13 protein-coding genes are annotated in these 10,016 nt (G+C 69.8%); 6 read left to right on the top strand and 7 right to left on the bottom strand.

The features are described from left to right. A partial coding sequence (locus tag KBY78_RS12620; protein ID WP_255143875.1) for a DUF3352 domain-containing protein occupies nucleotides 1–419 on the bottom strand: 419 nt, incomplete at its 3' end. Nucleotides 420–427: 8 nt separating this feature from the next. On the opposite strand from KBY78_RS12620, the gene KBY78_RS12615 reads away from it, so the two are divergent. The 3 genes from KBY78_RS12615 (at nucleotide 428) to KBY78_RS12605 (ending at nucleotide 2,772) form a co-directional block, all read left to right on the top strand. Next, nucleotides 428–841 (top strand): rhodanese-like domain-containing protein, encoded by a 414-nt coding sequence (locus KBY78_RS12615; RefSeq protein ID WP_255143874.1) that lies wholly within the window; start codon nucleotides 428–430, stop codon nucleotides 839–841. A gap of 101 nt (nucleotides 842–942) precedes the next feature. Beyond that, complete coding sequence (locus KBY78_RS12610) at nucleotides 943–1,944, top strand: heat-inducible transcriptional repressor HrcA (protein ID WP_255143873.1); 1,002 nt, start codon at nucleotides 943–945, stop codon at nucleotides 1,942–1,944. 54 nt (nucleotides 1,945–1,998) lie between these two features. Further along, nucleotides 1,999–2,772 carry a 20S proteasome subunit A/B gene (locus KBY78_RS12605; protein ID WP_255143872.1) on the top strand — a complete coding sequence of 258 codons (774 nt, stop codon included), beginning with the start codon at nucleotides 1,999–2,001 and terminating at the stop codon, nucleotides 2,770–2,772. A gap of 9 nt (nucleotides 2,773–2,781) precedes the next feature. Here KBY78_RS12605 and trpB read toward each other — a convergent pair whose 3' ends face one another. Continuing rightward, complete coding sequence (gene trpB / locus KBY78_RS12600) at nucleotides 2,782–4,041, bottom strand: tryptophan synthase subunit beta (RefSeq protein WP_255143871.1); 1,260 nt, start codon at nucleotides 4,039–4,041, stop codon at nucleotides 2,782–2,784. Nucleotides 4,042–4,066: 25 nt separating this feature from the next. Then, complete coding sequence (locus KBY78_RS12595) at nucleotides 4,067–4,321, bottom strand: hypothetical protein (RefSeq protein WP_006172294.1); 255 nt, start codon at nucleotides 4,319–4,321, stop codon at nucleotides 4,067–4,069. Nucleotides 4,322–4,368: 47 nt separating this feature from the next. Here KBY78_RS12595 and KBY78_RS12590 point away from each other — a divergent pair, with 47 nt between their 5' ends. Next, the gene (locus KBY78_RS12590) at nucleotides 4,369–4,698 is read left to right on the top strand and encodes a translation initiation factor (RefSeq protein ID WP_255143877.1); all 330 of its coding nucleotides are present in this window, start codon (nucleotides 4,369–4,371) and stop codon (nucleotides 4,696–4,698) included. A gap of 85 nt (nucleotides 4,699–4,783) precedes the next feature. Next, nucleotides 4,784–5,407: an adenylyl-sulfate kinase gene (cysC, locus tag KBY78_RS12585; RefSeq protein WP_255143870.1), complete on the top strand. Its 624-nt coding sequence runs from the start codon at nucleotides 4,784–4,786 to the stop codon at nucleotides 5,405–5,407. On the opposite strand, the gene KBY78_RS12580 is transcribed toward cysC, so the two are convergent. Genes KBY78_RS12580 through purE form a run of 4 tightly spaced genes read right to left on the bottom strand, consistent with a single transcriptional unit; the run spans nucleotide 5,367 to nucleotide 8,560 of the window. Next, nucleotides 5,367–6,506, bottom strand: coding sequence for an AI-2E family transporter (locus KBY78_RS12580; RefSeq protein ID WP_255143869.1), 1,140 nt, complete (start codon nucleotides 6,504–6,506; stop codon nucleotides 5,367–5,369). The two genes, cysC and KBY78_RS12580, sit on opposite strands and share 41 nt — an antisense overlap. Then, on the bottom strand, nucleotides 6,503–6,829 hold the full coding sequence (locus KBY78_RS12575) for a hypothetical protein (RefSeq protein ID WP_255143868.1): 327 nt from the start codon (nucleotides 6,827–6,829) through the stop codon (nucleotides 6,503–6,505). Before KBY78_RS12575 ends, KBY78_RS12580 begins: the two co-directional genes overlap by 4 nt. Nucleotides 6,830–6,847: 18 nt before the next feature. Then, nucleotides 6,848–8,059 carry a hypothetical protein gene (locus KBY78_RS12570; protein WP_255143867.1) on the bottom strand — a complete coding sequence of 404 codons (1,212 nt, stop codon included), beginning with the start codon at nucleotides 8,057–8,059 and terminating at the stop codon, nucleotides 6,848–6,850. A 3-nt stretch (nucleotides 8,060–8,062) separates the two neighbouring features. Next, complete coding sequence (purE, locus tag KBY78_RS12565; RefSeq protein WP_255143876.1) at nucleotides 8,063–8,560, bottom strand: 5-(carboxyamino)imidazole ribonucleotide mutase; 498 nt, start codon at nucleotides 8,558–8,560, stop codon at nucleotides 8,063–8,065. A 157-nt stretch (nucleotides 8,561–8,717) separates the two neighbouring features. Here purE and KBY78_RS12560 point away from each other — a divergent pair, with 157 nt between their 5' ends. Next, a complete protein-coding gene (locus tag KBY78_RS12560) occupies nucleotides 8,718–9,893 on the top strand; it encodes an N-acetylglucosamine-6-phosphate deacetylase (protein WP_255143866.1) in 1,176 nt (391 codons plus the stop codon). Nucleotides 9,894–10,016: the final 123 nt, after the last annotated feature.

Raw genomic sequence — 10,016 nt, 5'->3', positions numbered from 1 at the left:
AGCACCCACCCGCTGGGACCGCCGCTCCCCTCAGGAGCGATCACAGCCAGGCTGGTGTCAGGGCCCAGCCAGCCGGCCAGCTCTCTGGAATAGTCGAGGCCGGCCGTGGCGAAGGCACCATCGCGCAGGTTCAGCATCAGCTCGGCCGCTCCCCGGCGCTGGGGCGGGGGAGACACGGCCCTGGCGTAGGCCACCAGGTCGTCGGGTTCCACCAGCAGGTGAAGACTGAGCAGCGCGGTGCGCGGCACGAAGCGGGCCGCCAGGGGCAGGTGCAGCGGCTGCTGCTCCAGGCGCAGGGGACTCTGACGGAGCGCCAGCCACCAGAAGCCTCCCCCCAGGGAGAGCAGGAGCAGTGCTGCCGTCAGCACAGCCGCCAGGAAGGGGCGAGCCTTCATGCGCCGCACACAGGGTGCTGTCATCTTCATCCATGACCATGCCCGCTGACAGCCCCAGGGCCCAGTACCGAGCCGATCGCGTCACCATGGATGCCATGACCACCCCGACCCCAAGGGCCATCCGCGCCGGCGCACTCCAGCAACGGCTGCTCAGCGGCGAACCGCTGCTGCTGGTGGACGTGCGCGAACCGGCTGAACTGGAGATGGCCGCGCTGCAAGAGCCGGTGCTGCATCTGCCGCTCAGCCGCTCAGCCGAATGGCTGGAGCGCATCGAGAGCCTGATCGGGCGGGACCAGACGGTGGTGGTGCTCTGCCATGCCGGAATCCGCAGCTGGCAGTTCGCCTGCTGGTTGATGGAGGCCCAGGGCTACGACGACGTGCTCAACCTGCAGGGGGGCATCGACGCCTGGAGCGTGGAGGTGGATCCCTCGGTGCCGCGCTACTGAGGGCTGATCGTCAGGGCTGGATCCCTTCCTGGCCGCAACAGACTGGCTGGAGTGAAGACTTCTTCTTTACCATCAGGCCCAGACATTCCGCCAGCGCGCATGTGATCGCCCTGCCCCACCGCCAACAGCAGGTGCTGCAGGCCACGGTGCATCACTACGTCGACACCATGGAGCCGGTGGGCAGCCGCACCCTGATCCGCCGCTTCGGCTTGCCCGCCAGTGCAGCCACGGTGCGCTCGACCATGGGAGCGCTTGAGCAACGGGGCCTGTTGCTGCAGCCCCACACCTCAGCCGGCCGCATCCCCAGCCAGCAGGGCTACCGCCTGTACGTGGATGCGCTGCTGCCGGCCCCAGGGGCCGGGGCGGTGCAACTGCAGCGGGAACTGCTGGGCCTGAGCCTGCAATGGGCGGCCCTCGATGATCTGCTGCTCCACCTGGCCCGTCGCCTGGCCGATCTCACTGGTCTGATGAGTCTCATCACCCGTCCGCAGCGGGCCGAGTCACGCCTGCAGGCGATCCGGCTGGTGCCCAACGGCGAGCGGCTGCTGGTGCTGCTGGTGGAGAACGCCCTGGTGGCCAGCAGCCTCAACCTGCGCCTGCCCCCTGGGGCCAGACCGGAGCTGCCAGCCCTGGAGGGGTGGCTGCAGACAGAACTGGACCGCCCCCCCGGGGGCCTGATCCGCTGGGAGAGCCTCCCCTCCCAGCTGCGCACCAGCGGCGGCGTGCTGCGCCAGGCCCTGCGCAGCCACCGTCAGGCCCGAAGCAGCGATGGCGACGGTGCCGTGGTCGTGGGCATGGGCGGGCTGCTGGCCCAGCCCGAATTCAGCCGCAGCGCCGATCTCCGTCCATTGCTGCAGCTTGTGGAGGAGGAGCCTCTGCGCCTGCTGCAACCATCGCGGCAGCAGGACCCGGAGGGGATCTGGATCGGGGCGGAGCATCCCCATCCCGCCCTGCGCCACTGCGCCGTGGTGCGGGCCACCTACCGGAGCGGAGACGGCAGCGAAGGCCAGGTGGCTCTGCTGGGGCCGATGCGCATGGCCTATGCCACAGCGATCTCAGCGGTGCGCTCGGTGGCCACTAGCCTGCAGCGTCTGCTCAGCTGAGGCCCCAACCGAATGACCTATTGCGTGGGGTTCTGGTTGGAAAGTGGCCTGGTGATGGCCTCCGACTCCCGCACCAACGCCGGCGTCGACTACATCTCGTCGTACCGGAAGCTGCACACCTTCGAGCCGGCTCCCGACCGGCTGTTCATGCTCCTGGCCGCCGGCAACCTGGCCACAACCCAGGCTGTGATCAATCACATCAAGCGCGACCTGAACCAGGCCCGGCGCGATGGGCCTGGCCTGGCGGGGCTGCCGTTGGTCGGTCAGGGGAGTTCCGGCGGGGCTTCCAGACAACACGATCTGCTCAGTGCCAGCTATCTGGTCGAGGTGGCCGCCTACATCGGCCGGCTGAGTGTGGAGGTGCAGAACGAGAACCACTCGGCGCTGCACCAGGTGGGCGCCAGCGGCGAGGCCAGTTTCATCCTCGGCGGCCAGATCGCCGGCCAGCCCCATGGCCTGTACCTGATCTACCCCCAGGGCAACGCGATCATGGCCACACCCGAAACACCGTTCCTGCAGATCGGGGAGAGCAAGTACGGCAAGCCCCCGCTCGATTCGGTGGGGCACTGCCGGATGTCGCTGGAAGATGCAGCCCGGCTCTGCCTGGTGTCGCAGGTGATCACCCGCCGCTCCAACCTCACCGTGGGGCCTCCCTTCGAGGTGGCCCTCTACCCCCGCGACAGCCTGGCGGTGGCGCACCACCAGAGGCTGGAGCGGGGCGCCCGCGAAATCGCCGAAATCAACCGGATCTGGATCGAGAGCCAGCGCCAGGCGATGCAGAGCCTCCCCCGCTTTCCCTGGGAGCAGGCCCAGGATCCCGTGGCCTGAGCCTGCGGATCAGCTGGCCAGCTGGTCCCCGAGCCTGTCGGCCACGGTGTTCACGTCCTTGTCGCCGCGGCCGGAGAGGTTGATCACCAGCTCGGTGCCCGGCGCCAGGGTGGGGCAGAGCTGCTCCAGCCAGGCAAAGGCGTGGGCCGTTTCCAGAGCCGGGATGATGCCCTCCAGCAAACTCACCCGCTGCAGCGCATCAAGGGCCTCCTGATCGGTGACGGCGGCGTACTCGGCCCGGCCCAGCTCCTGCAGGTAGCTGTGCTCGGGGCCCACCCCGGGGTAGTCGAGACCGGCACTGATCGAGTGGGCCTCCTGCACCTGCCCCTGCTCGTCCTGCAGCAGCAGGCTCATGGCACCGTGCAGCACCCCGACGCGGCCTTCGGTGATCGTGGCGGCATGGCGGCCCGTGGCCACGCCATCGCCGGCGGCCTCCACACCGATCAGACGGACGGAGGTGTCGGTGACGAAGGGATGGAAGAGACCCATGGCGTTGGAGCCACCGCCCACGCAGGCGAGGAGCACATCGGGCAGGCGGCCGAAGGCCTCCTGGCACTGGACCTTGGTTTCCTCGCCGATCACCGCGTGAAAATCACGCACCAGCATCGGGTAGGGGTGGGGTCCGGCCACCGACCCCAGGATGTAGTGGGTGCTCTCCACGTTGGTCACCCAGTCGCGGATGGCCTCGCTGGTGGCGTCCTTAAGGGTGGCGGTGCCGGCCGTGACCGGCTGCACCGTGGCCCCCAGCAGGCGCATGCGGAACACGTTCAGGGCCTGGCGGCGCATGTCCTCGGCGCCCATGTAGATCACGCACTCCAGACCGAAGCGGGCACAGACGGTGGCGGTGGCCACGCCGTGCTGACCGGCGCCGGTTTCGGCGATGATCCGCTGCTTGCCCATGCGCAGGGCCAGCAACGCCTGACCCAGAGCGTTGTTGATCTTGTGGGCACCGGTGTGGTTGAGGTCCTCGCGCTTCAGCCAGATGCGGGGGCCACCCTCGGGGCGCTGGTAGTGGGCGGTGAGCCGCTCGGCCTCGTAGAGCGGCGAGGGGCGACCCACATAGGTTTTGAGCAGATGATCGAGCCGGCTGGTGAAGGCGGGATCAGCCCAGGCCTCAGCCGCCGCCTGCTCCAGCTCCGCCAGGGCGGGCATCAGGGTTTCAGGAACGTACTGGCCGCCATAGCGCCCGAATCGCCCGAGAGCATTGGGGCGGGCCCCCTCCTCCAGGGCAGCGGGATCCTGCGGGATCGGGGGGAGGGTGCTCGTCACCGGTGATCGATCGGGGTGCTCCAGCCTAGGAAGCGGGCCGCGGCGGCACCGGCGGCGGTGGCAGGGTCCAGCTGTCGCCTCCAGCGGAGCGGGCCGGCGGCCAGCCCGGGGGCTCGTCGATGGCAAGCCGCGCCGCGGGATCGCGGCAGGGGGGCGCCTCCGCCATCGAAAAACTCAGGGCCTGGGCATCGGGCCCGGGCACCGGGATGCAGGCCGGCGCCGCTGGGCGGGGGTTCAGGTTCAAGCGCAGCATCTCGAAGCGGACAGGCGGCAGATCCATCGGCTCAGGGGTGCGCTGTGATGGAAGGCGTAGCGGCAACGGGCGCCATGGGCAAGGGAGGCTGGCAGGAATTCAGTGCCGCGGCGAGTACCGCCCGGCCAGCGGCTGCGGGAGCGGGAGCGGCGGCCCCGCTTCCGCAGCAACGGGTACGGGTGCAGCGCACGAAGGCGGGCAAGGGCGGTAAGACCGTGACAGCCATCACCGGGCTGGAGATCAGTGACGCCGACGCCCGGGCCCTGCTCAAGCGCCTGAAGGCCACCGCCGGCAGCGGCGGCACCCTCAAGAACGGCGTGATCGAGCTGCAGGGGGATCAAGTGACCACCTGCCTGGAGACGCTCACGGCGGAGGGCTTCCGGCCCAGACAGGCTGGAGGCTGATCAGCCGTTGGAGTACTCCAGGCCACCAGGGGTGGCGGAAAGGTGAGACCATCGCCCCACCGCTCTCCCCATACCCGCGCCGTCGATGACCAGCTCCCCCGCCGACAGCAAAGCCACCAACATCGTCTGGCATGAGGCCTCGGTGGACCGCGACTCCCGCGCCAGCCAGCGGGGCCACCGCAGTGCCATCCTCTGGTTCACGGGGCTCTCGGGCGCTGGCAAAAGCACCCTGGCCAACGCCGTGAACGTGGAGCTGTTCCAGCGGGGACTGGCCACCTACCTGCTCGATGGCGACAACGTGCGCCATGGCCTCTGCAAGGACCTGGGGTTCTCCGATGCCGACCGGGAGGAGAACATCCGTCGCATCGGCGAGGTGGCCAAGCTCTTCCTCGACGCCGGCGTGATCACCCTCACCGCCTTCGTGTCGCCCTTCCGGGCCGACCGCGATCGGGCCCGGGCCCTGGTGGAGCGTGGCGATTTCATCGAGATCCACTGCTCCGCCGACCTGGCGGTCTGCGAGCAGCGTGATCCCAAGGGGCTCTACGCCAAGGCCCGTGCCGGCGTGATCAAGGAGTTCACCGGCATCTCCAGTCCCTATGAAGCTCCGGAGTCCCCTGAACTGCTGGTCGACACCAGCGGCAGGCTGGAGGAGAACGTGGCCCAGGTGATCAGCTACCTGGAGCGTCAGGGGTTGATCGCGGCGGGCTGAACATCCGTGCCATGGCCGCCTGCCTGGGCGGTAATTCTGGCTCAGGCAGCCCAAGGCGCCGGGCCACCTCATCGAGGAAGGCCTTGAGGCAACTGGCCACCGGCACCGCCAGCAGCAGGCCCAGCAGGTCCCCGAGGCCCAGCAGGCTGCCGATCCGGGCCCCGACCGGAAGGCTGAGCAGGAGCCAGGCCGGCTGCAATCCCACGATCTTGCCCATCAAGCGGGGCTGGATCACCTGGTCGACCACCTGGCCCACGGCGATCGCCACCGCCAGCACCTCCAGGCCGGTGGTGGGATCCTCAAGGGCCAGCAGCAGGCTCACCAGCACAATGGTGAAGGCGCTGGCATAGGGGATCAGGGTGGTGAACCCGATGGCCACGGCGAACAACACGCCATAGGGAATCCCCAGCAGGGTGAAGACCACGATCTGGGCCGCGCTCAGGATCAGCGCCAGGATCACCTGGCCGCCGAAGTAACCGCGGAAGGTGCGGTTCACGGTGCCCAGCACCATCTCCCGCCAGCTGGCCGGCAACCAGCGGGCCAGGCCGCGGCTGATCGACTCGCCGCCCAGCAGCAGGAAGATGGCCAGCACGATCACGATCACGCTGTTGATCGTCAGGGTGAGGGTGGCGCCGAGCAGTCCGAGCAGCTTCTGGCTCAGCTGCGAGGCGTATTGGGTGGAGCGGGTGAGAAGGGCACTGCTGAGGTCACCGAAATCCGCCGGCAGACCATGCTCCACCGCCCAGGCCTGGGCCTGATTGAGCAGGGTTTCCGCCTCCACAAACCAGCCCGGCAAGGCTGTGAGCAGATCCGCCAGCTGCTCCACCAGCAGGGGAATGATCCAGAGGGCCACCAGCACCAGCACCAGCAAGCCCAGACCGAGCACCAGGGCGAGGGCCAGGGGCCGGGGCAGGCCGCGGCCCGTCAGCCAGCGGCTGGGGAGATCGAGCAGAAAGGCGATCAGTGCCGCAGTCAGGAACAGAGCCGGGAAGGGCGCGAGCGGCAACAACAGCTGACGCAGCACCCAGAAATTGAGCACCAGCAGGGGAAGGGCCAGGCCCAGCCGCTGCCAGGCGGTGAACAGGGCCGGGCGGATCATGGTGAGGGAACCGCTGCCGCCGGGTCCTGCTCGGCTGAGGGCAGGGGCTTCACCTGCCGGCGGAACACCTCAAGACCTGAGGCGGGCACCGCCACCTCGATCAGCTGGAGCCGCCCAGGAATCAGCGGCTCGAACCGGCCGCCCGGCACATCACCCGGCTGCACCGAGAGCCCGCGATCGATCAGCAGCACGCGCCGCAGGGGCGGGCGCACCTCAATGCTCTCGTCCCGCTGGTCGAGCACCAGATCTGCTTCGCCATGGTCGTAGGCGGGGAGATGCACCGAGGGCAGGCGGTAGGCACGGCGGTTGGAGCGGCCGGTCACCACCACCAGGGTGGTGGCTTAATCGAAGCGGTTCACCGCACGGATGGCCAGGCCCCAGTCGTGATCGTAGGAGCGCAGATTCTCGAGAAAGCGATCCCCGGGCACCAGCAGAAAGAGGGCACACTGCAGGGCGAGCACCAGCAGCAGGGGCCGGGGCCAGCGAAGCGCCCCGCCACCGTCGGCCCGCTCCGCCAGGCGGGCGGCCAGCAGCAACAGCACGGCCGGAAGAATGGTGGTGGCGTGGCCCATGCGGGTGAAATGAACCACCAGCAGATAGAACGCCGAGGGGACCACCCAGAGGGCGATGAACCAGCGCCGCCAGAGCCGGTCCTGCCGCGGCAGCGGTCCAGGGGCCTTGGCGGCCGGCCCTGCCCAGCTGGGGCCAAGGGCCAGGCCCAGACCAGCCGGGGCCGTGAGCGCCACCGTGCGGATCAGCAACCAGCCGTTGCCGAGCACCCCGCGGTCGGAGGCCTGCTGGGCATGGTCCCCTTTCCAGGCCATCAACTGCGCCCAGAATGGCCCCAGGCCACCCGCCTCCTCCAGAAAAGCCTGGCCCCACCACACCAGCACCCCGAGGCCAAGGGCCACCGACACCAGCAGCCGCCAGGGCTGCAGGCCCCGGCGCCAGCCCCTGAGGCAGCACAGCAGCACCAGGGGAAACAGAAACAGCGGGGTGTTCGGCCTGATGCCACCGGCGGTGGCCATCAGCAGTGCCAGGGGGGGCAGGAAGCGCGGATCCCCTTCGGCCACGAACCAGGAGCAGCAGGCGATCGCCATGACCCAGCCCAGCTCGGTGCCGTAGCTGAGGGGTTGGCTGGCGTAAAACCAGAGCAGGGGGCTGCTGAACAGCAGCACCACCATCCACCAGGCGGCCCGCTGCCCGCCCCAGCGCCGGGCCAGGATCCAGCCGAAGGGCAACGCCGCCGCCGACACCAGGGCGTTCACCAGCTCCAGGGCCGCCACCCCATTGCCGCCGGTGAGCGGCAGGCTCAGGCGTCCGAGGCTGATCAGCCACCAGAAGCAACCGGGCAGGTGAGGCTGGTGGCGATCCAGGTCGAAGTCGGTGAGCGCCAGCACGAAGTTGCCCGCATCCCAGGCCTGCACCAGCTCCGTGCGGGTGAGCCAGCGGCTGAGAGCACCGGCGCAGAACAGCAGAAGCCACCAGATCCAGGGGGCCGCCGCCGGCCGCTGTGCCGCCCCAGGAGCTGTTGAAGAGCCCGACTTCACCATCCTTCAGCCCTCCATGGCGGCCAGATAGGCCGTGCTGCCAAGCTCACTCAGGCGGGCGTCCTTGGCGCAGACCTGATCATGGAGCCCCAGGCGATGCTGCCTGAGCTGCTCGGCCAGGGCAGGATCGGCCGTGGCCAGGATCTGGACCGCCAGCAGACCGGCATTGGTGCCATTGCCGATGGCCACCGTGGCCACGGGGATTCCGGCCGGCATCTGCACGATCGAATGGAGCGAATCCACCCCCGACAGGGCCCGGCTCAGCACCGGCACACCGATCACCGGCAGGATGGTGAGTGCCGCCACCATTCCCGGCAGGTGGGCGGCGCCGCCGGCCCCCGCCACGATCACCTTGAGGCCGCGGCCGGCGGCAGCTTCCGCGAAGTTCACCATCTCCCGCGGGGTGCGATGGGCCGAGAGCACCCGCACCTCCACGTCCACACCGAAGTCCTGGAGCACCTTCACCGCCGGCTGCATGGTCGGCAGATCGGAATCGCTGCCCATCACCACGGCCACCAGGGGCGCCGCCCCTGAGCTGGGCGCCGGCGGGTTGACTCCCTCAACGGCGGCGGCAGCGGAAACGGGTTCGAGGGTCAAGGCAGGGGCGGCAGGGGCCGTGCGGCGAGGATGGCATTCTCCCCGCCCGTTCGCCCCGGAGCCGATGACCGTGCGCTGGATCAGCAACGTCCGTCTGCCCCAGGCTTCGACGTGCAGCCATGGCTCCGAGCGGCGCTGGCGCCTCGGCGTGGATGGCCGGGAGCTGATCGTGCGGGTGCTGCCCCTCGAGCCCGGCAGCTGCGCGGCCGGCGACGACTGGGGCGGCGACTGGATCAGCCCCACGGGGGTGGATCTGCAGATCAACGGAGGCCTGGGACTGGCCTTCCCCGAACTGGAGCCGGCCGACCTGCCGCGGCTGCTGGAGCTGCTGGAACTGCTCTGGGCCGATGGGGTGACAGCGATCTGTCCCACCCTGGTGACCTGCGCCGTGCCTCCCCCGCGCCAGGCCGTGGCCGTGCTGCAGCAGGCCCGCCTCCAGCACCAGCCCGGACGCTGCCAGCTGCTGGGCGCCCATCTGGAGGGTCCCTTCCTGGCAGCGGCTCGGCGCGGCGCCCACCCGGCGGCTCACCTGGCGGTCCCCAGCCTTGAGGCCCTGCAGGAGCGGATCAACGGCCATGAACAGGAGATCGCCCTGGTGACCCTGGCCCCGGAACTTGAGGGGGCCGAAGCGGTGATCGCCGCCCTGCGGCAGCACGGCATCGTGGTGAGCCTGGGCCACAGCGCAGCCACGGAGGCGGAGGCCGAGCGGGCGTTCGCGGTGGGGGTGGGCATGCTCACCCATGTCTTCAATGCCATGCCCGACCTGCACCGCCGAGCCCCCGGTCCGGTGGCGGCGGCCCTGCTGCGCGGCGATGTGGCGCTCGGGCTGATCGCCGATGGGGTGCATGTGGCCCCCTCGATGGCGGTGCTGCTGCAGCGGCTGGCACCCGAGCAGGTGCTGCTGGTGAGCGACGCGCTCGGACCCTATGGCCTGACGGAAGGGCGCCACCGCTGGGATGAACGGGTGCTGCTGGTGGAAGACGGCAGCTGCCGGCTGGAGGACGGCACCCTGGCGGGCGTGACCCTGCCCCTGCTGGAGGGGGTGACGCGCCTGGCCCGCTGGAGCGGTGAACCTGGCCGGGCAATCGCCGCCGCCACGCTCGTACCGCGGCGGGTGCTGGGGGAGCAGCGGGCGCTGCCCCAGCTCCTGCTTGGACGGCTCCTGAGCGAGACCCTGCGCTGGCGGGCGGGGGCGGACGGGGAGCTGCGCTGGCGACGTGGATCCGAAGCGGCTCCTTAAGAGTTTGCTGAAAAACCCGCCCAAATCTGCGAAAATGGGCCAACTGCCCAGTCCAGATGCGAGGTCACCGGGAGCGCAGCGGCTCCCTGTTCTCCTACGTGTCGATTGAGGAGCGGATCCCGG

The sequence above is a fragment of the Synechococcus sp. EJ6-Ellesmere genome, assembly GCF_024345875.1.
GTDB lineage: Bacteria > Cyanobacteriota > Cyanobacteriia > PCC-6307 > Cyanobiaceae > Regnicoccus_A > Regnicoccus_A antarcticus.
This window is presented reverse-complemented; position numbering and strand designations above follow the sequence as displayed.